Genomic DNA, 25,935 nt, shown 5'->3' with positions numbered 1-25,935 from the left:
GCGGGCACGGAAGGTCAACATCACCGGCCGATGCGCACGCTACGGTGCTCAGATGAGCGGTGACGACGCACCGGCCTGGGGCCCGGCCCGCCGGGTGCTCGCGGCCGAGGTGGCCGAGCAGGTACTGCTGCACGGGCGGTCCCGGATCGCGGTCGGCACCGAACTGGGGCTCAGCCGGTTCCAGGTGGCCCGGCTGCTGGACGCGGCCCGCGAGCGGGGACTGGTCCGGGTCGACATCGACCCGGGCGCGGACGTCGACGCGCGGCGCTCGTCCGCCGTCCGCGCCGCCCACGGGCTGCGCCGCGCCCTGGTCGCCCGGGACGACGGCGGGGTGCCCGCGCTCGCCGCCGCGCTGCTCGCCGAGACCGTCGGCACCGGCGACGTCCTGGGCCTGGCCTGGTCCCGGACGGTCAACGACGTCGTCGGGCTCCTCCCCCGGCTCGCGCGCTGCACGGTCGTGCAGCTGTGCGGCGCCTACTCGCTGCCGTGGCGGCGCGACGGCTCGGCCACCGCGGTGTTCCGGGCCGCCGCGCTGTGCGGCGGCGACGCCTACCCGGTCTACGCGCCCCTGCTGCTGCCCGACGCCGACACCGCCCGCGCGGTGCGGGCCCAGCCGGGCGTCGCCGACGCGCTGGCCCGCTGCGCCGCACTGGACACCGCCGTCGTCGGGATCGGGGCGTGGCGGGCCGGGCACTCCACCGTGCACGACGTCCTGACCGCCCCCGAGCGACGGCGACTGGCCGCGGGCGGCGCGGTCGGCGAGGTCGTCGGGCTGCTGGTCGACCGCGCCGGCCGGGTCCTCGACAGCGGACCGGCGCACCAGCTCGTCGCCGCCGGGGAGGCGGACCTGCGCGCCGCGGGCGACGTGATCGCCCTGGTCAGGGATCCGGAGCGGGCCGACGCCACCCGCGCCGTGCTGCGCTCGGGCCTGGTCCACACCCTGGTCTGCGACGCGGCGACGGCCGACACCCTGCTCGCCCCGGGCGATGGGCGGCACCCGCCGGGCGGCGCCTGAGGTACCGGCCCCGCCGTGGTGCTCACCAGGCGTCGGGCTCGACCTCGGCGGTCATGTCCCGCCACGCCACCGGCTCGGCGCAGTGCGTGCAGGTGAGCCGGGGCTCGGCGGGGTGGCCGCAGCCGCGGTGCACCAGCCGGACCGGCGGGACGTCGACGGCGTACCGGTCGCCCCAGTTCATCAGCGCCACCAGCACCGGGTAGAGGTCGGCGCCCTTGGGCGTGAGCCGGTACTCGTGCCGGACCGGGCGCTCCTGGTAGGGCACGCGGTCGAGCACGCCCTCCTCCACCAGCACGCGCAGCCGGTCGTTGAGGACGTTGCTGCCGAGGCCGAGCTTGTCGCGGAAGTGGTCGTAGCGGCGCTCGCCGCGGAAGCACTCGCGCAGGATCATCATCGTCCACCGCTCGCCGAGGACCGCCCAGGTGCGGGCCACCGAGCAGTACGCGGCACCGAGCTCGTCGTGCTTCACGGCGCCCGATACTAGGACACGTTTCGAGTCCTACGAGCTTGCAGACCCACAGGTGCCCCGTTACCGTCGAACTCGATTCGAGTCCCACCACGGAGGTCGACGATGCCCTACTACCGTTTCACCGTGCCCACCGGGAACGCGACGCTGGCCCGCCGCGCCGAGGTCGCCGCGGCGGTGACGAGGGTCCACGGCGAGGTCACCGGTGCCCCCGCCCGCTACGTGCACTGCACCTTCACCGAGGTCCCGCCCGGCAGCGTCTTCGTGGCCGGGGAGCCGGTGGAGGGCCCGCGGATGGTCGGGCTGATCCGCGAGGGCCGCTCCCCCGAGGTCCGGGCCCGGCTGCTGCACGGGATCGCCGACGCGTGGTGCGCGGTCACCGGGGACGCGAAGTCCGACGTGGCGATCTTCCTGCACGAGGTGCCGGGCGCCAACGTGCTGGAGGACGGCGAGATCCTGCCCGAGGCCGCCGACGACCCGGTCGCCGCGCACCCCTGAGCCCGGGAGCGGGCCGGCCCCCTCGGGACGGGGGCCGGCCCGGGGCGGTCAGGTCCCGGTGGCGAGCCGGTTCTCGGCCGAGGCGAGCGGGTCGTAGCTCGGCTCCATCAGCATCTCGTGCAGGTGCCGCCGCCAGACGCCCATGTTGCCGCCGTCGTAGACGGGGAAGCAGAGGACGTCCTGCATGATCCCCGCGATCGGCGTCTCGGTCGTGTAGGCATCCACCCCGACCAGGCGCATCGCGTCGTAGACGACGTCGACCGACCGCTCCGAGGCGTAGATCTTCGTGATGTTCGCGAGCTCACGGTCCTTGCCGCCGGTCCGGTCGAAGTGGTCGGCCGCCTTCCAGGCCAGGTACCGGGTCGCCTCGATGCGGATCTTGATGTCGGCGAGCATGTACCCGGCGTTCTGGTACTCGATGACCGGGTGCGGGCCCGACCGGTTGTCGGTCCGGGCGAACTCGTAGGCGTAGTCGAAGGCCGCCCGCATCCGCCCGACGCAGGCCGCGCCGATCGGAGCGCAGGTCCAGGTGAAGGCGCTCTTCACGATCTCCATGCCGTCACCCGGCCCGCCAGTCATGTTGGCGATCGGCACGCGGACGTCGTGGAACTCGACGCGCGGGGAGTTCGTGGCACGGTGGCCGATGGTGTCGAGCATGCCGGTGATCTCCACCCCGGGCGTGCCCCGCTCGACGACGACGATCGCGAGCGACTCCTGCGGCGGCAGCGCCGGGTCCGTACGGCAGACGACCGCGATGAGGTCGGCGCCCTGGCCGTCGAAGCCCGAGGCGTTGGTGGTGTAGTGCTTGGACCCGTTGAGGACGATCTCGTCGCCCTCGATCCGGGCGAAGGTCTGCACCCCGACCTTCGGGTCCGGCGAGTCGTAGTTCGCGCCGCCGGTGACCTCGGTGTAGGCGATCGCGGCGAGCTTCGGCTCCGAACCGCAGAACGCCGGCAGCCACCGCTGCTTCTGCTCCTCGGTGCCGAAGTGGACGATCGGGTAGAGCCCCAGGCCGGTGCCGAGGATCGCGGAGGCGACGTTGACGTCGACCCGGGCGATCTCCTCGACGGCGAGCACGAACTGCAGCGAGGTGAACCTCCCGCCGCCGTACTCGGCCGGGATGAGGGCCTTCACGAACCCGGCCTCGGCCATCTGCCGGTAGAACGGCTGGATGGCGTAGAACCGCTCGGCGGGCTGCGGGTGCGGTGCGATCGCCGCCTCGACGCCGGTCAGGACGGTGTCGGCGAACTGCCGGGCCTGCTCGCGCAGGGCCAGCTGCTCGGCGTCGAGGGAGAAGTCCAGTGTCATCGTCGGATACCTTCCGGTCGGGCCCCGACCGGACCCTGGGGTCAGGGACGCGACGCGATGGTCGCCGTCGCACCCCGTCCCGGGATCGAACCGGTGTGCACGGCGGCCGGTACCGGCGTGCACGGTCCGTCCGGGCCGCGGTCGCCGTACTCCGACGGCAGGCAGCCGTGGTGGGTGCGGAAGACCCGGTTGAGGTGGGACAGGTCCGCGAAGCCCCAGCGGGCGGCGAGCTCGGTGAGGGTGCCGGTCCGCGCCGGACCGGTGAGCTCGCGGGTGCACCCGTCGAGGCGGAGCGCCATGACGGTGCGGGAGAAGCTGCGGTCGGTGCCCTCGTAGAGCTGGTGCACCTTGGCCGAAGCGGGCCGCGACCGCGCCGGCCGAGGTGTCTCCGGTCCGCAGGTGGGCCGCCAGGTAGCGGTTGACCGCGGCCCGCAGGCCCGCGTCGAGCTCCGCGCGCCCGGTGTCGCGCAGCTCGTCGGTGCCGCCGGCCGCGGCGGCGAGCAGCGTGGTGAAGGCGGTGTCGGCGGCGTCCGCGCCGGCCGGGTCGAGCGCGTCGAGGCCGTTCCAGGTGGACAGCATGGTGGAGGCGACGATGCGGGCCATTCCGGGCGCGGCGCCGTCGTGGGTCGTCGCGGTGGCGCCGTCGAGGTCGGCCACCAGCGGCAGCAGCCGGGCGCGCGGCACCCGGAACGAGACGCAGCGCCATTCCTCGCTCCGGTCGTCGGCGACGAAGTCCAGCGCGTACTCGCGGGTGGTGTCGAACAACGCGAAGCCGCCCGGTCCGACGACACAGCGGCGCCCGGCCTGGGTCCCCACGCAGTGGCCGCTGATCTGCAGGTTCACGAACACGTGGTCGGTGACGGTGCGCCGCACCTCGGCCGCGCCGTGGGTGATGAGCTGCGTCGCCGACGACACCTCGGCGCAGTTGGTGGCGGTGAGCCTGCTGGAGCGCACCCAGCTGCGGATCTCGCGCGCGTGGGCCCGGCCGGTCCGCCGCGCGCCGGGCAGCTCCGCGGCGAGCGGGGTGAACGCCTCGCAGATCACCTCGCGCCAGTAGCTGAACTGCTCACCGGCCGGGCGGTCCTCAGTGGTCCAGTAGCGCACTCGGGGCCTCCTCGACAGCTCGCATCGGCTCCGCCGGCGTCGGCGCCGTGAGCCAGGACACTATCCCGCAGCCGCCTCGGAACCCAGGTCCCGTCGGGGGTGCGCGGGGTGAGCGCGAAGCATGACCGCTCCGGGGCACATCGGTGTTTCCGCCGGTGAACTCCGGGTCACGACCCGGCTCGCGGGTCAGCAGGGCCGCGGACCCGCCGATCCGACCGGGCCGGTGACCGGGCGCAGGTAGGCGTCGCCGCCGGCCCGGGCCAGCGCCGCGCAGGCGTCGCCTCGGTCGGCGAACGGTCCCAGGTAGGAGACGTAGATCGGGTTGCCCGCGTCGGTCCGGGACCGGAAGGGGACGCAGCTGCCGTCGGCGAGCAGGTAGTTCGCGCCGGGGTGGGCGCGCAGGTGCTCGGACACGTCCTCGCGGTAGCGCGCGGGGTCGACGGCCGCGCCGACGACGACCAGGTCCGCCGGCGCCGCGCAGGACACCGGTGCGAGCGAGCGGCCGAGGCCCAGGTCGGCGGCGGGCAGGGTGGTCGTGGCCTCGGCGGGCTGCACCGGTCCGGTCGTCGCCGTGGCACCCTGCCCGGCGGGCGGCGCGCCGGACGGAACGGTCAGCAGCGCCCAGGTCGCGCCGAGCGCGACCACCGCCCCCGCAAGGCAGGCGCCGACCAGGACCGGCAACCGCCGCCCGCCGCCACGGGGCGCGAGATCGGTCCCGGGGAGGACGGGGGCGGTCGCCCGGAGGGTCGGGTCCGACACGGGACGGTCCCCGGCGAGGGCGTCGACCGCGGCCGCGAGTGCACCGGCCGTCGGGAACCGGTCGGCGGGGTCCTTCGCCATCCCGCGGGCGACGACGTCGTCCCAGCCGGGGGCGAGGCCGGGCCGGCGCCCGGTCACCCGGGGCGGCGGGGCCATCAGGTGCGCGGTGAGCACGGCGGCCGGGTCCGCCTCCGGGAACGGCGTGCGTCCGGTCAGCATCTCGACGAGCACGCAGGTCAGGGAGTAGACGTCGGCACGCCCGTCGACCGGCGTGCGGCCCGCGAGCCGCTCCGGGGCGAGGTAGGCGAGCGTGCCGACGGTGGCGCCGGTCTCGGTGAGTGCGGTGTCCGGGTCCGGGCCGACCGCGCGGGCGATGCCGAAGTCGGTGAGCGCGGTGAAGTCGTCCCGGTCCTCGACGACGAGCAGGTTCGCCGGTTTCACGTCCCGGTGCACCAGGCCCGCCGCGTGCGCGGCGTCGAGGGCGTGCGCGGCCTGGCGGACGATCCGGGCGGCCCGGCGGGGCTCCAGCGGCGCGCGCCGGGCGAGGACACGGGCCAGGTCCTCGCCGTCGACCAGGCGCATCGAGAGGTAGAGCCGGCCGTCGACCTCACCGAACCCGTGGACCGGTACGACGTGCGGGTCGCGCAGCTCGAACGCGGCGCGGGCCTCCCGCCGGAACCGTTCCACGACGACCGGGTCCCCGGCGAGACGGGCGGGCAGCACCTTCAGCGCGACCTCGCCGCCGTGGCGGCGGTCGTGGGCCCGCAGCACGACCCCCATCCCCCCGGCCCCGAGCCGTCCCCGGATCTCGAAGTCGCCCAGCACCGCACCGACGGCCAGGTCCATGACCCCACCCCTCCCGCGTCGTGTGACCGTTCTACCGGCCGGCGGGGTCCCGTCGATCCGCAGCGCTACGCAGATCCGGCCTCGGGGCGCACCGCGACCAGCAGCGCCGGATGGTCGGTGGTGCCGCCCAGGTCGATCACCCGGGTCCGTGCCGCGGCAGCCGCGGGGATGACGACGACGTGCTGGACCCCGTCGTCGGCGGCCGGTGCCGACCCCGGGGGCAGACAGGACCGCAGGTCGGGGTCGTCGGCCGCCCCCAGGTTGAGGTCGGCCCCCACGACGACCGGTCCGGCGTCGGCGCGGGACCGCAGGCCCGCGACGACGGTGTCGAACAGGTACCCGCACTGGGCACGGGTGACGGCGCGGTCGGTGTAGGCCAGGTGCGAGGTGCAGACCCCGAGCCGGCCACCCGTGGTCGTCGTGTCCAGGCAGAGCCAGGCACGCTCCTCGGGGTCACGCGGGTCCTGCGCCGGGTGGATCCCGGCACTCGCGACGCTCGACGGGGCACGCGAGACCACGCCGATGCCGTACTCGTCACCGTTCGCGCAGCGGTACGGCGCGCCGGTGTCGCGCTCGCGGGCAGGCTGGAACGCCGAGGACGTCGACGACCCCGGCGCGGCCCCGGCGAGCGCCCGCTCGATCCGCTCGACGCCCGCGCGGCACACCTCGTTGAGGGTGACCGCGTCCGGCACCTCGGTCCGCACGAGATCGGCCGCGGCCTCGACGGCTCGCCCGGTGTAGCAACCGGCGATCCCGCTGTCGCACAGGTTCATCTGGACGACCGTCACCTCCGGGGTGTCCGGCGGGCCGGGCGACGCGGGAGCCGCGGCCCCGGGCGCGCAGGCGACCAGGAGCGGGAGCGCACCGGCGACGCCCGCCATCCGCAGGCGACGGGACCACGCAGCGGGGGAACGGCGGCCGGGCACTCCTGCATGATCCGCCTGAACCGGACGAACCGCACACGGACCCGCAGTTTCCCGCGCCCGCGGCGTGGTATCCGGTCCCACGCCGTGCGCGACACCCCCGCGGTGGCGCAGGACAGCGGTGACGACCGAGCCGAGGAGGCACCCACGGGAGCGGACGACAAGGTCGACAACAAGACCGAGGAACTCGCCGGCAAGGCCAAGGAGACCGTCGGCAAGGTCACCGACGACAAGGAGCTCGAGGCCCAGGGCCAGGGTGACCAGGCGAAGAGCAACCTGAAGCAGGCCGGCGAGAAGGTCAAGGACGCGTTCACGAAGGACTGACCCGGCTCCCGCCGGCACGACGCCTCGGCCCCGGTCACGACGTGGCCGGGGCCGAGAGTCGTGAGTGCGAGTCGGCCGATCCGGACACGAGAACGGCCCCGACCATAGGTGCTGGTCGGGGCCGGATCCTGATGTGTGCGCCCGAAGGGATTCGAACCCCTAACCTTCTGATCCGTAGTCAGATGCTCTATCCGTTGAGCTACGGGCGCGTTGCTGTCTCCAGCGTAGCAATCTTCAGTTGTCGGCCGGCGACCGGTGTCCCCACCGCCGTGCCGGTGCGGAGGCTCCGGGATTTGAACCCGGGATGGGGGGTTACCCCAAACCGCATTAGCAGTGCGGCGCCATAGACCAGACTAGGCGAAGCCTCCCCGGTGCCTGACGGCCACCAGCGAGCGCAACACTACACGGGCATTCCGGCCGTCCGGAACCGGGGTCCCCCTGGCCGGGGGACCCCGGTCCGGCGCAGGTCAGGACCCTGCGAGGGCCACGAACGGGGTCAGCGCGTCGGGATTCTGGAGTGCGCCGGCCGACACCGCCTTCTCCGGCGCGGTGCCCGCGAGGATCTTCTTCACGGGCACCTCGCACTTCTTGCCGTTCAGGGTGCGCGGCACCGCGTCGACGACGACGAACCGGTCCGGCACGTGCCGCGGCGAGAGCTCCTTGCGCAGCAGCGAGCGCAGGGTCGGCTCGACGTCGTCGAGCGCGACGCCGTCGTCGAGGACGAGGAAGCAGAGCAGGGCCCCCTCCTCTCGCTCGCCGAGCGCGGTCGTGTCGATCACCAGCGAGTCCGCGACCCCGCCGACGTTCTCGACGACGGCGTAGAAGTCGGCGGTGCCCATCCGGACCCCACCGCGGTTGAGTGTGGAGTCCGAGCGGCCGTAGATGACGTAGGAGCCGCGCGGGGTGCGGCGGACCCAGTCGCCGTGCCGCCAGTTGCCGGGGAAGTCCTCGTAGTAGGACTCGCGCAGGCGGGTGCCGTCCGGGTCGTTCCAGAACATGACCGGCATCGACGGGGTCGGCGTCGTGATGATCAGCTCGCCGACGTCGTCGAGCAGGTCGGTGCCGTCCTCGGCCCACGAGCGGACGTCGGAGCCGAGCGCCGCGCAGGACAGCTCACCCAGCCACACCGGCACCGTGGGGGCGCTGGTGAGGAAGGCCGCACAGACGTCGGTGCCGCCGGAGACCGAGCAGATCTGGATGTGCGACCCGGCGGCCTCGCCGATCCAGCGGAACCCGTCGACCGACAGCGGCGCGCCGGTGGAGCCGAGCGCGCGCATCGCGGAGAGGTCGTGGTCGTCGCCGGGGCGCAGGCCGGCCTTCATGCAGGACTGCACGTAGGGCGCGGAGACCCCGAACAGCGACACCCGGTGCCGCGCGGCGAGCGCCCACAGCGCGCCGAGGTCGGGGTGGCCGGGGCTGCCGTCGAACATCACGATGGTCGCGCCCACGAGCAGGCCGCCGACCAGGAAGTTCCACATCATCCAGCCGGTGGTGGTGAACCAGAAGAACCGCTCCCCCGGCCCGAGCCCGTGCTGGAGACGCATCGCCTTCAGGTGCTCCACGACGATGCCGCCGTGGCCGTGCACGATGCCCTTGGGCAGGCCGGTGGTGCCCGAGGAGTAGAGCACCCACAGGGGGTGGTCGAACGGGACGGGCGTGAACTCCAGCGGGCCGGGCTCGGCGGTGAACCCGGCCCAGGTCGTCGTGCCGTCGAGGGTCGCGTCGGGGTCGAGGTAGGGCACGAGGACGGTCGCGCGCAGCGTCGGCAGCTGTCGCTGCAGGTCGGCGACCTTGTCGCGGATGTCGAAGCCCTTGCCGTTGTAGCGGTACCCGTCGACGGCGACGAGCACGGCGGGCTCGATCTGGGCGAAGCGGTCGTGCACGGCGCGGGCGCCGAAGTCCGGCGAGCAGGACGACCAGATCGCGCCGAGGCTCGCCGCCGCCAGGAACGCGACCAGGGTCTCGACGGAGTTCGGGGCGAGCGCGACGACCCGGTCCCCCTGTCCGACGCCGGCCCGGACCAGCCCGGCGCGGGCGCGGGCGACCTGGTCGCGCAGCTCGGCGTGGGTGACGGTGCGCTCCAGGCCGTCCTCGCGGACGAACTCGACGGCGATGTCGTCGTCGGCGCGGCCCGGGCCGGGGGTCAGGGCGTGCTCGGCGTAGTTGAGGGTCGCGCCCGGGAACCACTGCGCGCCGGGCATGTCACGGGAGCCGAGTGTGGCCGTCGGGCGGTCGTGGAACAGCACGCCGGAGTACTCGGCGACCGCCGACCAGAAGCCCTCCAGGTCGGTCACCGACCAGGTGTGCAGCTGCGCGTAGTCGGTGACGTCGGACAGCGGGGCGCCCCGCTCGTCACGCGCCCAGGTCGCGAACCGGACGATCTCGGTGTCCGCCACCCGGTCCGGGTCCGGGCTCCACAGGAGCTCGGGGGTGTCCGGATCGGTGACGGTCTGCGGCGACGACACGGGCGGCATGCCCCGAGCATCCCCGACGGCCCCGGCCGCGCACCAGTGGCCGGACCCCACTCCGGCCCGCCGCGACAGGGTGCCCGTCACAGGGGGACGGTCAGGCCGGGGCGCCGACGAGCGGCGGCGCGAGCCGGGCGAAGGCCTCCTGCCGCTCGTACGGGAAGTACGGGTACGGCGCAGGACGGTGCGAGGCCGCGTCCAGCCGGGCGACCTGGTCGTCGTCCAGGCGCCAGCCGACCGCGCCGAGGTTGTCCTCCAGCTGCGCCAGGTCGCGGGCGCCGACGATGACCGAGCTGACGGTCGGGCGGGTCGTGAGCCAGTTCAGCGCGATCTGCGGCACCGTGCGGCCGGTCTCGGCGGCGATCGCGTCGAGCACGTCGACGACGTCGAACAGCAGGTCGTCGGGGACGGGTGGGCCCGCCTCGGCGGTGGTGTGCAGCCGGCTGCCCGCGGGCAGCGGGGCGCCCCGCCGGACCCGGCCGGTGAGCCGTCCCCAGCCCAGCGGGCTCCAGACCAGGGCGCCGACGCCCTCCTCGTGGCCCAGCGGCATGAGGTCCCACTCGTAGTCGAGGCCGACCAGCGAGTAGTACACCTGGTGCGCGACGGGCCGCGGCCACCCGTGCCGGTCGGCCAGGTCCAGGGTCCGCACCAGCCGTCGCCCGGGGTGGTTGGAGACGCCGGTGTAGCGCACCTTGCCCGACCGGACGAGCACGTCCAGCGTCGCGAGCACCTCCTCGGGCGGGGTGCCCGCGTCGTAGGCGTGCAGCTGGAACAGGTCGATCCGGTCGGTGCCGAGCCGGCGCAGGGCGTCCTCGACGGCGCGGACCAGGTGGAGGCGCCCGGCGCCCGCGTCGTTCGGGCCGGGGCCGGTCGGCAGGCCGGCCTTGGTCGAGATCAGGACCTCGTCGCGGCGCTGCCGCAGCGCCGCTCCGAGGACCTCCTCCGACCCGCCGTCGGAGTAGACGTCGGCGGTGTCGAACAGGGTCACCCCCGCGTCGAGGCACCGGTCCACCATCCGGCGCGCTCCGGCGACGTCGACCGACCCCCACGCGCCGAACAGCTCGCCGCGCCCGGCGAACGTGCCCGCGCCGAAGCTCAGGACCGGGACCTGCAACCCGCTGCGACCCAACCGTCGGTACTCCATGCCCGTCCTCCTCTAAAGGAACTGTGGTTCCGTTAGAACGCAGCACGCCAAACGGGACTCCGGTTCCGTCACGGGTTAGGGTGGGCGCCGTGGTACCGGAGATGAGCAGGCCGGGCGGCCGGACCGCGCGGGTCCGGTCCGCCGTGCTGGCCGCGGCGGGCGACGCCCTGATCGAGCTCGGGCTGCCGGGCCTGGACCTCGCCGAACTCGCGCGCCGGGCGGGTGTCGGCAAGACGACGGTCTACCGCCGCTGGGGCAGCGTGCCCGCGGTGCTGGAGGACCTGGTCACCGACATGATCGAGACCTCCGCCCCGCGCGCCGACACCGGCTCGCTCGACGGCGACCTGCTCGCCAACGCCGAGCTGGTCCGATCCACACTGGCCGACCCGCGACAGGGGCCGCTGCTCACCGCGCTGGTCTGCGCCGCCGTCGACGACGCCGGGACCGCACGCGCGCTGCGCGGCTTCTACGACGCCCGGACCGCCGTCTGGGAGCCGTGCGTCACCGACGCCGTGGCCCGCGGCGAGCTACCGGCGGGCACCGACCCGGCCGGCGTCGTCCGCGCGGTCTCCGCCCCGCTCTACCACCAGCTCCTCACCCGCGGGACGCGTCCGGACACCGCGGACGCCCACCGTGCGGCCGCGGCGACCGCGGCCGCCGCGCGCGCCGGGGTCTTCGTCAGCGCAGGTGCGCGTCGAACCAGTTGAGGACCCGCTGCCAGGCCTCGGCGGCCGAGTCCGGGTCGTCGTCGAAGCGGTAGCCGGTGCTCGGGTAGATCACGACGTCGGTCGCCTTCCCGGAGGACGCCGCGGCGTCGCGCAGGCGGGCGACGGCGTCGGTGTCGGACGCCTCCGAGTAGATGCCCAGCCAGGGGCAGGTCAGCTCGGGTGCGGTCTCGACCAGGGCGGGCAGGCTGGACCACGGGGACGACTCGATCCCGCCACCCGCGACCGTGATCGCCGCGCCGAGGGTGCGGTTGGCCGCGACGTGCAGCGCGACCGTGCCCCCGAGGTCGAACCCGAGCACACCCATCCGGTCGGCCTCGATGCCGACGTCGCCCAGCCAGCCGAACGCGGTGTCGCAGTCGTCCATGACCTGGCGCGGCTCGAGGCTGCCGACGTGCTCGGCGACCGCGGCCTCGGAGCCGTCGGCGAGGTCGCCGCCCGCGCCGGCGTCGCGGTAGAGGTGCGGGGCGACGGCGAGCCAGCCGTCCGCGGCGAGGCCGGTGACGAGCAGCCGGATGGAGTCGGTGACCCCCCGGGCCTCCTGCAGGACGACGACACCGCCGCGGACCGGACCGTCGGGTTCGGCCACGGTCAGGCGCAGCTCGCCCCCGTCGGTCAGCGGCACGCCCTCGGTCCGGACAGCGGTCGTCGTCATGACGTCACTCAACCAGAGCACGGGCCCGGGTTCGACCCCCGGCGGATACCGTTGCCGTCATGACGCTGATCCGTCCCGATCTGGACACCCTGCCCGCCTACGTGCCGGGTCGCACCGTCCCCGGGGCGATCAAGCTCGCGAGCAACGAGGTCGCCGCGCCGCCCGCTCCCGCGGTGCTGGAGGCCATCGCCCGCGCCGCCGCAGGTGGCAACCGGTATCCGGACCTCGGCGTCGTCGAGCTGACCGGACGCATCGCGGACCTGTACGCCCTGGAGCCCGGGCGGGTCGCGGTCGGCTGCGGGTCGGTGACGCTGTGCCAGCAGCTCGTACAGATCAGCTGCCTGGGCCCCGGTGACGAGGTGCTGTTCGCCTGGCGCTCGTTCGAGGCGTACCCGATCGTGACCCGGATCGGCGGGGCGGAGATCCGCACCGTGCCGCTGGACGCCGACTTCCGGCACGACCTCGTCGCGATGGCCGCCGCGGTCACCGAGCGGACCCGGGTGGTGTTCGTGTGCAGCCCGAACAACCCGACCGGCCCGGCCGTGCACCGCGACGAGTTCGCCCGCTTCCTGGACGCCGTGCCGTCGGACGTGCTGGTGGTGCTCGACGAGGCCTACGCCGAGTACGTCACCGACCCCGACGCCGTCAGCGGCCGGCCGCTGCTCGACGCCCACCCGAACCTGGTCGTGCTGCGCACCTTCTCCAAGGCCTACCGGCTGGCGGGACTGCGGGTCGGCTACGCCCTGACCTCCGAGGAGGTCGCGACCGCGCTGCGCAAGGTGGCGCCGCCGTTCGGGGTCAGCTCGGTCGCCCAGGCGGGTGCCGTCGCCGCGCTGGAGCACCGGGAGGAGATCCTCGCCGACTGCGCCGCCGTCGTCGCGGAGCGGGACCGGGTGGCCGCCGGGCTGCGCGGGTCCGGGTTCACCGTGCCGGAGACCCAGGCGAACTTCGTGTGGCTGCCGCTCGGGGACCGGGCCGCGGCGTTCGCGACGCACTGCGGCGAGCGGAAGGTGATCGTGCGCCCGTTCGCCACCGACGGGGTGCGGGTCACCGTGTCCACGCCGGAGGAGAACGACCTGCTGCTCGACGTCGCGTCGTCCTTCGGATCCTGAGAGCCCGGCTCAGCCGTCCAGTTGGTAGCCCAGCCCCCGGATGGTCCTGATCCGCTCGGGACCGATCTTGCGCCGCAGGTAGGACACGTAGACCTGCACCAGGTTGGCCGACACCGGTTCGGTCCAGGCGCGGCGGCCCAGGTCGTCGAGCGCGACCGGCTCGCCCGCCTGCTCGGCCAGCGCGAGCAGCAGCGCGTACTCGGTCGGGGACAGCGCGACCCGGCGGCCGTCGACGAACACCTGGCCGGCGTCGACGTCGACGGACAGGCCGCCGTGCCCGAGCACCGTCGGCGCGGGCAGCCCCGCGGCGGCACGCAGCCGGAGCCGGATCCGGGACGCGAGCTCGTCCGGGACGAACGGCCGGATCAGGAAGTCGTCGCGGTCGCCGCGCAGCATGCCGATCACCCCGGCCCGCCGTTCGCGCGGCACGACGGTGATCACCGGGGTCGGCGGGGACTCGGACTGCACGGCTCCGAGCAGCACCGACGGCTCCGGGCCCGGCAGCTCCATGTCGAGCACGAGCAGGTCGGCGCCGCGGGAGCGCAGGGTGTCCAGCAACTCGATGCCGTCGGCGACGACGACGAGGTCCACGCCTTCGGCGGCGAGGTCCTGGCGCAGCCCGCGGCCGAGCGAGGCGGTGCCGGCCGACGGCGGCAGGGCCAGCAACACGCTGAGCGCGCGCATCTCGGCACGGGGCGCGGGGATCGGGAGGGACGGCGAGACGGGGGGAGCGTGATCGTTCACAGATCCTGCGGAGGTCGGGGAGCGGGGAGCTCGTGAGGTCGTGCGGGGAGCACCGGGGAGGCACGGTCACTGTTCCTCGACCGGCAGCCCGTCACAATCGGCTAACGGTGCGACGTACCGTGACCGCTTAGCCTGAACGGGTGACTCTGAGAGTTCCGTTGCTCTGTTCGGCCCAGCATTACTGCCGAAATGGCGGGATCTTGCTCTTCGGCGCTCTCCGTCGACCTGTCGGCGCGAAGACGCAACCACCCTTCTCAGCGAGGGTGTTCACACTCGGTCACTCTACCTAGAGTCCCTCCTCATGCGACGGAAGAGTTCCGCTGCGGCTGATCAGGTCGACCCCCGCGACCTGATCGCGCGACTCGCCGCCGAGCACAGCTCCCCCTCTGTGCCGTCTCCCCGGGGCAGGCATGCCGTGTCCTCCGCCCCGACGGACGACACGGCCCGATCCGCCGTACCCGCGGCCACCCTGCTCGAGGACCGGGTGAGCGCCTCCGGGCGGCACCGCGTCCTCGACGCCGGGTACGACGACACCGACCCCGACGACACCGGTGCCGCCGTCACGGCGGACTCCCCCACCGATGCCACGACGGCGGACGCCGGGCGGATCACCTGGGCCGACACGGCCGACCCCGGCCCGTGGGCGCCGGGCGGCCACGCGACCGGCAGCGGCTCCCGCGCCGTCACCGGCACCGGGGCGCACGCCGCCGCGGTGGACACCGCGGCCGCCGGGGACGAGACCGTCGCCGGGGACACCGCGGTGACCGGGACGGGCGCGCACGCCGCGCCCACCACCCGGACCCCGGGCCGTCGCGCGCGGCGGTCCGCGCCGTCGTCGGCGGCCGGACTGTCCGGTGTGGAGCTGTTCGGCGGGTCGTCGGGGACCGGGGAGCCCGCGTCCCCGCAGGCCGAGGTGCCCGCACCGCGCACCGAGGTCACCGGCGGGGCCATCGCCGGCCTGCACGAACCCGAGGTGTCGGGGACGGGCTCGGTCGTCGCGATCGACCGGTCACGACCCGCCCGCTCCCGTGTCCGCCGGTTCGCCCCGCTGGGCGTCGGCGCCGCCGCGGTGCTCGCCGCGACGATGGTGCTGACGCTGCTGCAGCCCGGCACCGAGGACCCGTCGCTGTCCGCGGCGATGGTGAACGACTCCTCGCGCCGGTCGGCGTCGGACACCGCGTTGTCCGCCGGCCCGGTGCTGGCCAACGGGGGCGGCTCCGCACTCGGCGATGCCGCGCAGGGCGCGTCCGGCCAGATCGGCCAGGCCCTGGCCGCGCAGGAGGCCGCCGAGCGGCGCGCCGAACAGCGCCGCCGCGAGGCTGCCGAGCGGGCACGGGCCGCCGCGAACTCCGGTGGTTCCGGGAGCTCCGGGAACTCGGGCGGAGCCCCCGCCGCCGGTCCGGTCGGTGGCGCCGTCCAGGTCGCCGGCGACGGCATCCAGGCCGCGCTGAAGATGGGCTGGCAGGCCATCGGCGGCGACGAGTTCCTCGGCAACACCCTCGGCAGCAACTGGTCGCCCTACAACGGCGAGGGCCACGACGGCCAGGGCCGCCGCACCTCCGACGCGATCTCGGTGGAGAACGGCAACCTCGTCATCCGCGGCGACTCGCAGGGCAACACCGGCGGCATGGCCTGGGGCACCTCCCAGAAGTACGGCAAGTGGGAGATGCGAGCGCAGTTCCCCAAGGGCGACAAGCAGTACCACCCGGTGCTGCTGCTGTGGCCGAGCGAGGTGTCCTGGCCGGAGGGCGGCGAGATCGACTTCGCCGAGACCACCAGCGCCAGCGACGACGTGTCCTTCTTCCTGCACTACGGCAGCTCGAACTCGCAGAAGGACGCCAAGAAGCAGCTCGACATCACCCAGTGGCACAACTACGCCGTGGAGTGGACCCCGGACGCGATCGTCGGCTACGTCGACGGCGTCGAGTGGTTCCGCTCCGAGGACCCGAACACGTTCCCCCCGGGTCCGATGCACGCCACGATCCAGCTCGACTACTTCCCCGACGGCGGCTCGCCGGAGCCGTCGGAGATGCGGGTCGCCTGGATGCGCCAGTACGAGTAGCACTCCGCACACACGACCGCCCGCCGCCCGGCGCTCCCCACCGGACGGCGGGCGGTCGTGTGTGCCGGGTCAGCCGGCCAGACCGCGCCGCGCCAGCAGCGGCGCGATCTCCGGGTCGCGGCCGCGGAACGCGCGATAGGCCTCCATCGCGTCGACGGCGCCGCCGCGGGACAGCACCTCGCGGCGGAACCGGTCGCCGTTCTCCCGGCGCAGTCCGCCGTGCTCGCCGAACCAGGCGACGGTGTCGGCGTCGAGCACCTCGGCCCAGATGTAGGAGTAGTACGCCGCCGCGTACCCGCTGCCGCCGAACACGTGGTTGAAGTAGGTGCTGCGGTAGCGCGGCGGGACCAGCGGGTGCGCGACCCCGGCCGCCTCCAGCGCCTGCTGCTCGAACGCGAGCACGTCGGTGATCCCGGCGGCCTCGGCCGGGGACAGCCGGTGCCACGCCTGGTCCAGCAGCGACGCGGCCAGGTACTCCGTCGTCGCGAAGCCCTCGCCGTACCCGCGGGCGGCCTGCGACGCGGCCAGCAGCTCGTCCGGCAGCGGCTCGCCGGTCACGTGGTGGCGGGCGAACGAGGTGAGGACCTGCGGGTCCTTCAGCCACATCTCGTTGACCTGGCTCGGGAACTCGACGAAGTCGCGCGGCACCGACGTCCCGGCGAACGTCGGGTACTCCACCTCGGAGAACAGCCCGTGCAGGGCGTGCCCGAACTCGTGGAACAGGGTGCGGACCTCGTCGAGGGTGAGCAGCGCGGGCTCCCCGGCCGGGGGCTTGTTCAGGTTCAGCGTGTTCAGCACGACAGGCCGCGTCCCCAGCAGCGACGACTGGTCGACCAGCGAGTTCATCCATGCCCCGCCGCGCTTCGACGGCCGCGCCCACAGGTCGGCGCCGAACAGCCCGAGCGGCTCGCCGTCGCTGTCACGGACCTCCCACCAGCGCACGTCCGGGTGGTAGGCGGGCAGGTCGGTGCGCTCGGTGAAGGTGATCCCGTACAGCCCGGACGCGGCGCGGAACACGCCGTCGGTGATCACCCGGTCGAGCTCCAGGTACGGGCGCAGCGCGGCGTCGTCGACGGCGTAGCGCTCGCGGCGCATCCGCTCCGCCTCGAACGCCCAGTCCCACGGCTCCAGGTCGCCCTCGACACCGCCGGCCAGCTCCGCTGCCTCCCGGTCGGCGTTGGCGACGGCGGCGGGGACCAGCGACTCCAGCATCGCGACGGCGGCCTCCGCCGTCCCCGCGGTCGCGTCGTCGATCACGTACGACGCGTGGTCGGGGTACCCGAGCAGCACGGCCCGCTCGGCGCGCAGCCGCACGATCGCGAGGACGGTGTCACGGGTGTCGTGCTCGCCGCCCTGACCGCGCCCGGTGGACGCACGGAACAGCTCCTCGCGCAGCGACCGGTCGGTGAGCACCGCCAGTGCGGGCTGCGCGGTCGGCAGGACCAGGGTGATCAGCCAGCCGTCGTCGTGACCGCGTTCGGCCGCGGCGGTCGCGGCGGCGGCGACCGCGTCGTCGGACAGGCCACCGAGCCGGTCGCGGTCGGTGACGTGCACGGCCGCGGCGTTCGCCCCGGCCAGCAGCGCCGCACCGAACCGGGTGGTCAGCCCGGACAGCTCGGCGTTCAGCTCCCGCAGCCGGACCTGCTCCTCGGGGCCGAGCCGGGCCCCGGCGCGCACCATGTCGCGGTGGTGGCGCTCGAGCAGCCGCAGCGACTCGGCATCGAGACCGAGGTCGTGGCGACGGGCGTGCAGCGCGTCGATCCGGGCGAACAGGCCCGGATCCAGCGCGATCGCGTCGGCGTGGGCGGCGAGCATCGGCGCGACCTGCGCCTCGATCTCGCGCACCGCGGGTGAGGAGTCCGCCGAGACGCGCGTGTAGAACAGCCGCGCCACCCGGTCCAGCGTGGCACCGGAGCGCTCCAGGGCGACGACGGTGTCGTCGAAGGTCGGCCCGCCCTCCTGCGCGACGATCGCCGCCACCTCGGCGCGCTGCTCGGCCGTCCCGGCCTCGAACGCGGGCAGGTAGTGCTCGTCGGTGATCCGGGAGGTGTCGGGCAGCCCCCACGGCAGCGCGCTCGGGGCGAGGAACGGGTTGCTCATGGGCCCGACCCTACGGCCGGGGACCGTCAGGATCCGGCCAGTTCACGGCGCATCGCGAGCCGCGGCCACACGTCGAGACCGCGCGCGGCCTCGTGCTCCCGGATCGCGCGCAGCCCCGGGCCGGGCGCGATCAGCTCACGGAAGCCGAGCCGCACCCAGTACGGGCCGTTCCACGGCACGTCCCGGTAGGTGGTGAGGGTCAGCGCGGGCAGGCCGCGGTCCCGGGCCCAGCCCGCGAGGTGCTCGACCAGGCCCTCCCCGATCCGCCGTCCGCGTTGCGACGGCAGCACCGACACCTGCTCGACGTGCGCACAGCCGTCGACGAGGTCGGCGATCAGGTACCCGACGAGCCCGGTGCCGGCGCTCCTCTCGGCACCGATGCTCGTTCCGCCTGCGCTCCTCTCGGCACCGATGCTCGTTCCGCCTGCGCTCCTCTCGGCCACCCACGCCCGCCCCGCCACCACGTACGCGGCCAGTACCGCGGCCGGTGGCGGCTCCTCCTCGGCGACGACGTCGAGCCCGATCTCCCGGAACGTCTCCCCCGCGGCGCGCTCGATCTCACGCAGGGCGGGGACGTCGGCGACGCGAGCGGGACGGATCACACCGCGGGATCCTCCACCACCGCACGGATGCGTTCCAGGGTCGTTCGCATCCCCTCGCGATTGGTGCGCCCGCGGGCCCACCCCAGCAGCGTCCAGTAGAGCCGGGTGGCGGCCGAGGGCTCCAGCCGGAAGGACTCGGTGACGTCGGTGCCCGCGGTGCCGTCCGGCGCGGGGGCCGGGGTGAACCGGTAGTGCCAGTGGTTGATCCGCCGGCCGCCGGGCAGGAGCACGACGAAGCCGAACTCGCGGCCCGGCTCGCACGCGGTGATCTCGCACTCCGACCAGTAGGTCGGGCCGCGTCCGTTGCGGACGACCTTGCCGCGGAACCGGACACCGACGGCCGGACCGGTCGCGCCGCCCAGCCACTGCGCGTCGACGGTCTCGGGTGAGAACCGGCCGGTGTTGCGGATGTCGGAGACCAGCTCCCAGATCCGCTCGGCCGGCGCCGCCATGTGGACGGTGACCTCGTCATGCACGGTGTTCCCCCTCGATGCCGCACACCAGGTCGGCGGCGCGCTCCCCGATCATGATCGCGGTCGCGGCCGGTCCGCGCCGCGGCGCGCGGGGCAGGACCGAGGTGTCCGCCACCCGGAGCCCGGCCAGGCCGTGCACCCGCAGGCCGGCGTCGACGACGGCGTCCGGCCCGGAGCCCATCGCGGCGCTGCCCGACAGGTGCACCGAGGTCGTCAGGTGGTCGCGGATCCAGCCGTCGAGCCGGGTGTCGTTGCCGAGCTCCCAGCCGGCGGGGCCACCGTCGTCGGGGCCCGCGCGGTCCCAGTCCGCGGCGCGCAGGATCTCCGCGGCGATCCGCACCGCGGCCCGCATCCGGTGCCGGTCGGAGGTGGTGCGCAGGTAGCGGAAGTCCAGCCGGGGCGGGTCGTCGTGGTCCGGGGAGGTGATGGCGAGCATCCCGAGGCTGTCCGGGCGCTGCACCGCGCACATCAGATGCGCGGGACCGCCGGGTGCGAACGGGTGCGCGAACAGCAGGATCTCCAGGTCACCGGCCGGGTCGGTCCCGGAGTCGAGGTTGAGCGCGGCCTGCGCGGCGACGGCGTCGGCGGGCGGGTCCGGCAGCCCGCTGCGCAGCGGGAGGAACACCGCGGGGTGGTCCGACCAGCCACGCCCGACCCCGGGCAGCTCGTGCGCCACCGCGACGCCCGCGGCCCGCAGGGTGTCCTCCGGCCCGATCCCGGAGCGCTGCAGCAGCGCCGGAGTGCCGACCGCGCCCGCCGTCACGACGGTCTCGGCCGCGTGCAGGGTGCGACCACCGACGCGCACGCCGGTGACCCGGTCACCGTCGAGCACCAGGGTCTCGACCGGGGCCCCCCCGAACACGGTCAGCGCGTCCTTCCACTCCGCGTTCCCCCACGGCGGCGGCAGGTAGGCGGTGGCGGCGCTGACCCGGCGCCCGTCGACGGCGTTGGTCGGGATCGGACCCGCTCCCGGTGAGCCACCGGCGTTCTTGTCCGGCTCCTCGGGGTGGCCGAGCGCGAGGCAGGCGGCCAGGAACGGGTCGGTCGTCGCGGCCCGCAGCCGGCCCGAGGGCCGTGAGATGCGCAGCGGACCGGCGTCGCCGTGCCGGTCGGAGGTGCAGAAGTCGAGGTCGCGCTCCAGCCGCCGGTAGTACGGCAGGACGTCGTCGTAGGACCAGCCCGGGACGCCCCAGTCCGCGAAGTCCGCCGGGACGGCGCGCACGAAGTAGCCGCCGTTGATCGCGCCGGAGCCGCCCAGCACGCGTCCGCGCGGCACGGTGCACTCCCGGCCCTGGCACAGCGTCGCCCGGTAGGCCCAGTTCAGGACGTGGCCGGGGGCGGTCGCGGCGAGCGAGGCGATCGGCGTCGAGTCCGGTGGGACGACGACGGCGCCCGCCTCGACCAGGGCCGTGCGCACACCGCGCCCGGCCAGCCGGCCCGCAAGGGTGCACCCCGCGGACCCCGCGCCCACCACCACCACGTCGAAGCTGTCGGTCATTGCTGCCAGGATGCCCCACGTGACCGACGCTGCACGTGATCTCGCCTCGTTCCTCACCGCGAGCCCGTCGCCGTACCACGCGGTGGCCGAGGCGGTGCGCCGGTTGTCCGCGGCGGGCTTCACCGAGCAGCGCGAGGACGAGCCGTGGGCGGACGGGCCGGGCGGGCGCTACCTGGTCCGCGACGGCACGATCCTGGCCTGGTGGCAGCCCGCGTCCGGGCCGGGCGCCCCGCTGCGGATCTTCGCCGCGCACACCGACTCCCCCGGGTTCAAGGTCAAGCCGAACCCCGACGTCGGTGTGGCCGGGTGGCGCCAGGTCGGGGTGGAGGTCTACGGCGGCGCGCTGTGGAACTCCTGGCTGGACCGCGACCTCGGCCTCGCCGGGCGCCTCGCGCTCTACGACGGCCGGGTCGTCCCGGTCCGTGTGGACCGGCCGCTGCTGCGCATCCCGCAGTTGGCGATCCACCTCGACCGCGGCGTGAACCAGGGCCTGACCCTGGACCCGCAGCGGCACCTGCTCCCGATCTGGGGGCTCGGCGACCCGGACGGCGGCGACCTGGTGGAGTTCCTCGCCGTGCGCGTCGGCGAGGACCCCGAGGACGTCGCGGCGCACGACCTGTTCACCTACGACCTGACGCCGCCGGCCACCCTCGGCCGCGACGACGAGCTGCTCGCCGCCCCGCGGCTGGACAACCTGGCCTCGGTGCACGCCGGGATCGGCGCGCTGCTCACCGCCGTCGAGCGCGACCCGGGCACCGTTCCGGTGTTCGTCGGCTTCGACCACGAGGAGATCGGCTCGGCCAGCGCGACCGGCGCGGCCGGGCCGCTGCTGGAGACGGTGCTGACCCGGCTGGCCGGCGGTTTCGACTCCCGGCACGCGGTGTTCGCCCGCTCGCGCTGCCTGTCGGTGGACGTCACGCACGCCGCGCACCCCAACCACCTGGACAAGCACGACCCGGACCACCTGTCGGTGCCGAACCGGGGGCCGTCGCTGAAGGTCAACGCGGTGCAGCGCTACGCCACCGACGCGCCGGGTGCGGCCGCCTGGAAGCGGGCCTGCCGCACCGCGGACGTGCCGAACCAGGTGTTCGTCTCGAAGAACACCGTGCCGTGCGGATCCACCGTCGGGCCGATCATGGCGACCCGGCTGGGCATCCGGACGGTCGACGTCGGCATCCCGGTGCTGTCGATGCACTCGGCGCGTGAGCTGTGCGGGGTGCACGACCCGGGCCTGCTGGCCCGGGCGGGTGTGGAGTTCCTGACCGACGCCGGCTGAGGCCCGCGGTCAGCGCAGCACGGGCCGCCCCGGCATGGAGGTGTCGCTGTCCACGATCCGCGACCCCAGCGGCAGCAGCGACACCGGGATGAGCTTCAGGTTCGCCCAGGCCAGCGGCAGGCCGACGATCGTGACCGCCAGCGCGATCGCCGTGCCGATGTGGCCGATGACCAGCCACCAGCCGAACAGCACGATCCACAGCACGTTGCCGATGGTCGACGCCGCCCCCGCGGTGGGGAGGCGCACGACGTCGCGGCCGAACGGCCACAGCGCGTAGAGCCCGATCCGGAACGAGGCGATCCCGAACGGGATGGTCACGACCAGCACGCAGGCGACGATCCCGGCGAGCATGTAGCCGAGGAACAGCCAGAAGCCGGAGAGGACCAGCCAGACCACGTTCAGGATGAGGCGGAGCATGGCTCCAGCATGCCCGAGCTGTCCGGTTCCCCCTCCGGGATGTCCCGGAGGCCGACCCCGGATCCGGTGATCGACGTGCGCTCCCGCCCCGCGCGGGGTGTCCTGGAACACATGGTGGATCACGGTCTGTTCGGCCCCCGCTCGGTGACGTGGCGGGTGCACCTCGAACCCGTGATGTGGGTCGCCGGGATGCGCGCGCTGCTGCTGCAGTCACTCGACCCGCGGGTGATGCGCGGGACGTACCAGAACTCGGCGCTGTTCGACCCGAAGAAGTCCTACGCGCGGTTCCGGCGGACCGTCGAGTTCGTCGGGACCCGCACGTTCGGACCGCGGGCCGACGTCGACCGGGCCGGCGCCCGCGTCCGCCGACTGCACGCCGGGCTGCGCGGGCACGACCCCGACAGCGGCGAGAGCTACCGGATCGACGCCCCGGAGGGCCTGCTCTGGGTGCACGCCGCAGAGATCGAGTCCTACACCGACGTCGCCCGCCGGTCGGGTCTGCTCGACGACGACTCGGCGGACGCCTACGTCGCCGAGAGCGTCCGGGCCGCCGAGGTGGTCGGCATCGACCCGGCGACCGTGCCGTCGTCGGTGGCCGAGATGGCCGAGTACATGGCCGCGGTGCGTCCCCGGCTGCGGATGACCGACGAGGCCCGTCGCGCGGCCGGGAACCTGTTCGCCCCGCAGGGCGCGGCGCCGCTGCAGGTCCGGCTCGGGATCGCCGGCCTGTCCACCCTCGCCCTGGCGACGCTGCCGCGCTGGGCCCGGCGCCTCTACGGACTGCCCGGCCTGCCGACGACCGACTGGTCCACGACGCTCACGCTGCGCGGGCTCCGCACCGCCACCGGGGTGCTGCCGGACGTGCCGGGGCCGCCGGAGATCGAGGAGGCACGACGGCTGGTGCGCGCCGCCCGCCGGACGGAGGCCGACCGCGCCGGGTGACCGCCGTCGGCGCCGACGAAATCTCTTGACTCTCGATCGATACCTGTCGATACTCGATAGATGTCACCGGCGCTGATCCAGACGTTGCGCGTCGCCCTCGTCCTCACCGGGCTCGGCACGCTCGCCACCCAGGTCATCCTCACGGCCACCGCGTGGAACGCGGGCCTGGCGGGGGCACCGCCCGTCCCCGGACTGCTGCACGTCGTCGCCGTCGTCCTGGCGATCGGCTGTGTGCAGGTGGGGCTGGTCGCGATCTGGGTACTGCTGTCGATGGTGCGCCGCGACGCGATCTTCGACGAACGGGCCTTCCGCTGGGTGCCGGTCCTCGCGCTGTCCGGACTGCTGGCCGGGGTGCTGACCGGGGCCGTCTGCGCGCACATCGGAGAGCTCGACGACGCCCCCGGCCTGATCCTCGTCGGCGGCGGTCTCGGCGCCGCGGGGATCGCGTTCGCCCTGCTCATGGTGGTGATGCTCGGTCTGCTGCGCAACGCCACCGCGCTGCGTCGCGAGCTGGAGCAGGTGGTCTGATGGCGATCGTCGTCGACATCGACCTGATGCTCGCCCGCCGGAAGATGGGGGTCGGGGAGTTCGCCGTCGCCGTCGGGATCAGCCCGGCCAACGTCGCCGTCCTGAAGAACGGCCGGGCCAAGGCCGTCCGGTTCGCGACGCTCGACGCGATCTGCCGGGTGCTCGACTGCCAACCCGGTGACGTGCTGCGCCACGTCCCCGACGACCTGCCGGACGCCGCGCCGGGCCGCACCCACCGCGGCGCGCACGAGGTCACGTCCGACCCGTGACCTCCTCGACGACGCTCGCCCCGATGCCCGGCCGCGACTCCCACGCCCAGGTCTCGTGCGAGCGCATCCCACCGTCGCCGGAGTTGCTCACGCCGGCGAACCGGCGGCCGTCCACGCCGGGTGCGCTGCTCACCCGGTCACCCTGTCACGGAGGATGACGGCCGTGGAGTTCCCCGAGACGCGCCGCACGCCGCTGGTCCGGACGTGCACCGACACCGGCGAGGGCCCGTGGAACGAGCTGCTGGGGATCCTGCGGGCGACCGGTACCTCGTTCGACGTCGTCCTGGAGGACCTGTTCACCGACTGGCCGGTGGAGCGGGTGGTGACGTCCGCACTGGAGGACGGGCTGGCCGGGCGGCACCCGCTGCTGCTGGTCGTGGACGAGCGTGCGCTGGCCGACCACGACTTCCCGGTGGTCGTCGCCGACCTGCGGGGTGAGCCGGGCCGGACCTTCCGGATCGCCGCCGCTGTGCTCTCCGGCTTCCCCTCGCCGCGCGCCGGGTTCGCCGACCACGCCGACCACGCGGAGCTGCAGCCCGACCGGACGTTCCGCGGGTTCTGCTGACGATCACGACCGTCGGTCCGGCGCGCCGGTGACGCCGCGTTCCGCGGAACGCGGCCGGGACCTCAGACGCCGGTGGCCCCGTCGATCCGCTCCCGGACCAGGTCGGCGTGCCCGGTGTGGCGGGCGTACTCGGCGATGACGTGGGTCAGGACCCACGTCACCGACACCGCGTGCCCGTCGAGCGTCCCGGTGCCGTCGGGCCCGGTCGCCGCGACGACCCGGCGGGCATGGGCGACCTCGTCCTCCCAGACGGCACGGGCCCCGGCGATACCGGCGTCGCCGGGCTCGAAGCCGCCGTCGTGGCCGGTCCCGGGCTCGCGCGGGTACAGCGGCGGCACGTCCGCACCGCCCAGGACCTGGCGGAACCAGTTCCGCTCGACCGCGGCCAGGTGCTGGACCAGGCCCAGCAGCGTCAGCGACGACGGCGGCACCGACGCCGACCGCAGCTGCTCGTCGGTCAGTCCCTCGCACTTCCCGACGAGGGTGACGCGGTAGAAGTCGAGCCAGGCGGTGAGCGTGGTGAGGGCGTCGGCCTGCATCGGGGGGAAGGCGCGGTCGGTCATGCCCGCGATCGTGTCAGCGGGGTCCGACACCGGGCCGCTTCCCCCGGCGCGGCGCCGGTGCTTCACTCCGCTCGTGACCGACACTTCGCCGACCGTGGTACGCAGCAGCCGCGAGATCGCCGCCGCGCCCGGGACGATCTTCGAGCTCGTCGCCGACCCCGCCCGCCAGCCCGAGTGGGACGGCAACGACAACCTCGCCGAGGCCGCCCCCGGCCAGCGGGTACGCGCCGTCGGCGACGTCTTCTCGATGCTCCTGACGCAGGGCACCGTCCGGGACAACCGGGTGGTCGAGTTCACGGAGGGACGACGGGTGGCCTGGCTGCCGTCGGAGCCGGGCAGCCCGCCGCCCGGACACCTGTGGCGGTGGGAGCTGGAGCCGGTCGACGCCGGCAGGACCCGCGTGACGTGCACCTACGACTGGACGGGCCTCGACCCGGACGACGCCTTCCGGCAGCGGCGGGCCCGGGCCACGACCGCCGACCGGCTGCGCGCCTCGCTGGACCGGCTCGCCGTCGTCGCCGAGAGGATGTGATCTGCAGCACACACACC

General features: G+C 74.5%; 28 protein-coding genes, 2 tRNA genes and 1 pseudogene. 12 read left to right on the top strand and 19 right to left on the bottom strand.

The features are described from left to right. The first annotated feature begins 52 nt into the window (after positions 1 to 52). Positions 53 to 1,015 carry a sugar-binding transcriptional regulator gene (locus MTO91_RS01020; RefSeq protein ID WP_405420391.1) on the top strand — a complete coding sequence of 321 codons (963 nt, stop codon included), beginning with the start codon at positions 53 to 55 and terminating at the stop codon, positions 1,013 to 1,015. A 22-nt stretch (positions 1,016 to 1,037) separates the two neighbouring features. Here MTO91_RS01020 and MTO91_RS01015 read toward each other — a convergent pair whose 3' ends face one another. Then, the gene (locus tag MTO91_RS01015) at positions 1,038 to 1,484 is read right to left on the bottom strand and encodes a winged helix-turn-helix transcriptional regulator (RefSeq protein WP_405420393.1); all 447 of its coding nucleotides are present in this window, start codon (positions 1,482 to 1,484) and stop codon (positions 1,038 to 1,040) included. Between the two features lie 102 nt (positions 1,485 to 1,586). Here MTO91_RS01015 and MTO91_RS01010 point away from each other — a divergent pair, with 102 nt between their 5' ends. After that, entirely contained in the window at positions 1,587 to 1,979 is a 393-nt protein-coding gene (locus MTO91_RS01010; RefSeq protein ID WP_476653359.1) for a tautomerase family protein, read from the top strand. Positions 1,980 to 2,027: 48 nt separating this feature from the next. Here the strand turns inward: MTO91_RS01010 and MTO91_RS01005 are convergent, their stop codons facing one another. The 5 genes and pseudogenes from MTO91_RS01005 to MTO91_RS00985 all read right to left on the bottom strand — a co-directional run bounded on the left by MTO91_RS01005 (position 2,028) and on the right by MTO91_RS00985 (position 6,922). Continuing rightward, a complete protein-coding gene (locus MTO91_RS01005; RefSeq protein ID WP_476654985.1) occupies positions 2,028 to 3,287 on the bottom strand; it encodes an acyl-CoA dehydrogenase family protein in 1,260 nt (419 codons plus the stop codon). Positions 3,288 to 3,328: 41 nt separating this feature from the next. Further along, positions 3,329 to 3,586 (bottom strand): helix-turn-helix domain-containing protein, encoded by a 258-nt coding sequence (locus MTO91_RS01000; RefSeq protein WP_476654983.1) that lies wholly within the window; start codon positions 3,584 to 3,586, stop codon positions 3,329 to 3,331. 208 nt (positions 3,587 to 3,794) lie between these two features. Further along, positions 3,795 to 4,331 (bottom strand): annotated as a pseudogene (locus tag MTO91_RS00995) (AraC-like ligand-binding domain-containing protein); the annotation flags it as partial. 246 nt (positions 4,332 to 4,577) lie between these two features. Beyond that, positions 4,578 to 5,996, bottom strand: coding sequence for a serine/threonine-protein kinase (locus tag MTO91_RS00990; RefSeq protein ID WP_476653358.1), 1,419 nt, complete (start codon positions 5,994 to 5,996; stop codon positions 4,578 to 4,580). Positions 5,997 to 6,061: 65 nt separating this feature from the next. After that, positions 6,062 to 6,922: an endonuclease/exonuclease/phosphatase family protein gene (locus MTO91_RS00985; RefSeq protein WP_405420403.1), complete on the bottom strand. Its 861-nt coding sequence runs from the start codon at positions 6,920 to 6,922 to the stop codon at positions 6,062 to 6,064. An 84-nt stretch (positions 6,923 to 7,006) separates the two neighbouring features. Here MTO91_RS00985 and MTO91_RS00980 point away from each other — a divergent pair, with 84 nt between their 5' ends. After that, positions 7,007 to 7,243 (top strand): CsbD family protein, encoded by a 237-nt coding sequence (locus MTO91_RS00980; protein WP_476653356.1) that lies wholly within the window; start codon positions 7,007 to 7,009, stop codon positions 7,241 to 7,243. A 136-nt stretch (positions 7,244 to 7,379) separates the two neighbouring features. Here MTO91_RS00980 and MTO91_RS00975 read toward each other — a convergent pair. The 4 genes from MTO91_RS00975 to MTO91_RS00960 form a co-directional block, all read right to left on the bottom strand. Continuing rightward, positions 7,380 to 7,452 (bottom strand) — tRNA-Arg (locus MTO91_RS00975). A 69-nt stretch (positions 7,453 to 7,521) separates the two neighbouring features. Then, positions 7,522 to 7,611 (bottom strand) — tRNA-Ser (locus MTO91_RS00970). A gap of 99 nt (positions 7,612 to 7,710) precedes the next feature. Further along, positions 7,711 to 9,717 (bottom strand): acetoacetate--CoA ligase, encoded by a 2,007-nt coding sequence (locus tag MTO91_RS00965; protein WP_476653355.1) that lies wholly within the window; start codon positions 9,715 to 9,717, stop codon positions 7,711 to 7,713. A 91-nt stretch (positions 9,718 to 9,808) separates the two neighbouring features. Continuing rightward, positions 9,809 to 10,855, bottom strand: a complete 1,047-nt coding sequence (locus MTO91_RS00960; RefSeq protein WP_476653353.1) for an aldo/keto reductase — start codon at positions 10,853 to 10,855, stop codon at positions 9,809 to 9,811. A gap of 89 nt (positions 10,856 to 10,944) precedes the next feature. Here MTO91_RS00960 and MTO91_RS00955 point away from each other — a divergent pair, with 89 nt between their 5' ends. Next, on the top strand, positions 10,945 to 11,562 hold the full coding sequence (locus tag MTO91_RS00955; protein ID WP_405420408.1) for a TetR/AcrR family transcriptional regulator: 618 nt from the start codon (positions 10,945 to 10,947) through the stop codon (positions 11,560 to 11,562). On the opposite strand, the gene MTO91_RS00950 is transcribed toward MTO91_RS00955, so the two are convergent. Further along, complete coding sequence (locus tag MTO91_RS00950) at positions 11,534 to 12,235, bottom strand: dienelactone hydrolase family protein (RefSeq protein ID WP_208818646.1); 702 nt, start codon at positions 12,233 to 12,235, stop codon at positions 11,534 to 11,536. The genes MTO91_RS00955 and MTO91_RS00950 overlap by 29 nt on opposite strands. 59 nt (positions 12,236 to 12,294) lie before the next feature. On the opposite strand from MTO91_RS00950, the gene hisC reads away from it, so the two are divergent. Next, positions 12,295 to 13,347 (top strand): histidinol-phosphate transaminase, encoded by a 1,053-nt coding sequence (gene hisC, locus MTO91_RS00945; protein WP_405420409.1) that lies wholly within the window; start codon positions 12,295 to 12,297, stop codon positions 13,345 to 13,347. A gap of 9 nt (positions 13,348 to 13,356) precedes the next feature. On the opposite strand, the gene MTO91_RS00940 is transcribed toward hisC, so the two are convergent. Then, a complete protein-coding gene (locus tag MTO91_RS00940) occupies positions 13,357 to 14,031 on the bottom strand; it encodes a response regulator transcription factor (protein WP_218899298.1) in 675 nt (224 codons plus the stop codon). Between the two features lie 544 nt (positions 14,032 to 14,575). On the opposite strand from MTO91_RS00940, the gene MTO91_RS00935 reads away from it, so the two are divergent. After that, positions 14,576 to 16,153 (top strand): glycoside hydrolase family 16 protein, encoded by a 1,578-nt coding sequence (locus tag MTO91_RS00935; protein ID WP_476653350.1) that lies wholly within the window; start codon positions 14,576 to 14,578, stop codon positions 16,151 to 16,153. 69 nt (positions 16,154 to 16,222) lie between these two features. Here the strand turns inward: MTO91_RS00935 and MTO91_RS00930 are convergent, their stop codons facing one another. Genes MTO91_RS00930 through MTO91_RS00915 form a run of 4 tightly spaced genes read right to left on the bottom strand, consistent with a single transcriptional unit; the run spans position 16,223 to position 20,826 of the window. Further along, positions 16,223 to 18,253 carry a M3 family metallopeptidase gene (locus MTO91_RS00930; protein ID WP_476653349.1) on the bottom strand — a complete coding sequence of 677 codons (2,031 nt, stop codon included), beginning with the start codon at positions 18,251 to 18,253 and terminating at the stop codon, positions 16,223 to 16,225. Between the two features lie 26 nt (positions 18,254 to 18,279). Further along, positions 18,280 to 18,855 carry a GNAT family N-acetyltransferase gene (locus MTO91_RS00925; protein ID WP_476653347.1) on the bottom strand — a complete coding sequence of 192 codons (576 nt, stop codon included), beginning with the start codon at positions 18,853 to 18,855 and terminating at the stop codon, positions 18,280 to 18,282. Then, complete coding sequence (locus tag MTO91_RS00920) at positions 18,852 to 19,331, bottom strand: SRPBCC family protein (RefSeq protein WP_251783200.1); 480 nt, start codon at positions 19,329 to 19,331, stop codon at positions 18,852 to 18,854. The genes MTO91_RS00925 and MTO91_RS00920 overlap by 4 nt, the downstream gene beginning before the upstream one ends. Further along, a complete protein-coding gene (locus MTO91_RS00915; RefSeq protein ID WP_476653346.1) occupies positions 19,324 to 20,826 on the bottom strand; it encodes a GMC family oxidoreductase in 1,503 nt (500 codons plus the stop codon). Before MTO91_RS00915 ends, MTO91_RS00920 begins: the two co-directional genes overlap by 8 nt. A gap of 19 nt (positions 20,827 to 20,845) precedes the next feature. On the opposite strand from MTO91_RS00915, the gene MTO91_RS00910 reads away from it, so the two are divergent. Further along, the gene (locus MTO91_RS00910; protein ID WP_476653344.1) at positions 20,846 to 22,102 is read left to right on the top strand and encodes a M18 family aminopeptidase; all 1,257 of its coding nucleotides are present in this window, start codon (positions 20,846 to 20,848) and stop codon (positions 22,100 to 22,102) included. A gap of 9 nt (positions 22,103 to 22,111) precedes the next feature. On the opposite strand, the gene MTO91_RS00905 is transcribed toward MTO91_RS00910, so the two are convergent. Then, positions 22,112 to 22,519 (bottom strand): YccF domain-containing protein, encoded by a 408-nt coding sequence (locus MTO91_RS00905; RefSeq protein WP_476653343.1) that lies wholly within the window; start codon positions 22,517 to 22,519, stop codon positions 22,112 to 22,114. 111 nt (positions 22,520 to 22,630) lie between these two features. Between MTO91_RS00905 and MTO91_RS00900 the strand changes: the two genes are divergently transcribed. Genes MTO91_RS00900 through MTO91_RS00890 form a run of 3 tightly spaced genes read left to right on the top strand, consistent with a single transcriptional unit; the run spans position 22,631 to position 24,258 of the window. After that, positions 22,631 to 23,461: an oxygenase MpaB family protein gene (locus MTO91_RS00900; protein WP_476653342.1), complete on the top strand. Its 831-nt coding sequence runs from the start codon at positions 22,631 to 22,633 to the stop codon at positions 23,459 to 23,461. 60 nt (positions 23,462 to 23,521) lie between these two features. Next, positions 23,522 to 23,989 carry a DUF2975 domain-containing protein gene (locus MTO91_RS00895; RefSeq protein ID WP_208818653.1) on the top strand — a complete coding sequence of 156 codons (468 nt, stop codon included), beginning with the start codon at positions 23,522 to 23,524 and terminating at the stop codon, positions 23,987 to 23,989. Then, complete coding sequence (locus MTO91_RS00890; protein WP_208818654.1) at positions 23,989 to 24,258, top strand: helix-turn-helix domain-containing protein; 270 nt, start codon at positions 23,989 to 23,991, stop codon at positions 24,256 to 24,258. The genes MTO91_RS00895 and MTO91_RS00890 overlap by 1 nt, the downstream gene beginning before the upstream one ends. Here the strand turns inward: MTO91_RS00890 and MTO91_RS00885 are convergent. Then, positions 24,242 to 24,391: a hypothetical protein gene (locus tag MTO91_RS00885; RefSeq protein WP_405420432.1), complete on the bottom strand. Its 150-nt coding sequence runs from the start codon at positions 24,389 to 24,391 to the stop codon at positions 24,242 to 24,244. The two genes, MTO91_RS00890 and MTO91_RS00885, sit on opposite strands and share 17 nt — an antisense overlap. A 30-nt stretch (positions 24,392 to 24,421) precedes the next feature. Here MTO91_RS00885 and MTO91_RS00880 point away from each other — a divergent pair, with 30 nt between their 5' ends. Beyond that, entirely contained in the window at positions 24,422 to 24,823 is a 402-nt protein-coding gene (locus MTO91_RS00880; protein WP_208818656.1) for a DUF6924 domain-containing protein, read from the top strand. A 62-nt stretch (positions 24,824 to 24,885) separates the two neighbouring features. Here MTO91_RS00880 and MTO91_RS00875 read toward each other — a convergent pair whose 3' ends face one another. Next, on the bottom strand, positions 24,886 to 25,386 hold the full coding sequence (locus MTO91_RS00875; RefSeq protein WP_208818657.1) for a DinB family protein: 501 nt from the start codon (positions 25,384 to 25,386) through the stop codon (positions 24,886 to 24,888). 94 nt (positions 25,387 to 25,480) lie between these two features. Between MTO91_RS00875 and MTO91_RS00870 the strand changes: the two genes are divergently transcribed. Then, complete coding sequence (locus MTO91_RS00870; RefSeq protein ID WP_405420436.1) at positions 25,481 to 25,918, top strand: SRPBCC family protein; 438 nt, start codon at positions 25,481 to 25,483, stop codon at positions 25,916 to 25,918. Positions 25,919 to 25,935 lie beyond the last annotated feature (17 nt).

This window comes from Pseudonocardia sp. 2-7 (genome assembly GCF_056341085.1).
Note: the sequence above shows the minus strand (reverse complement) of the source record. Positions and strands in the feature narration are given on the sequence as shown.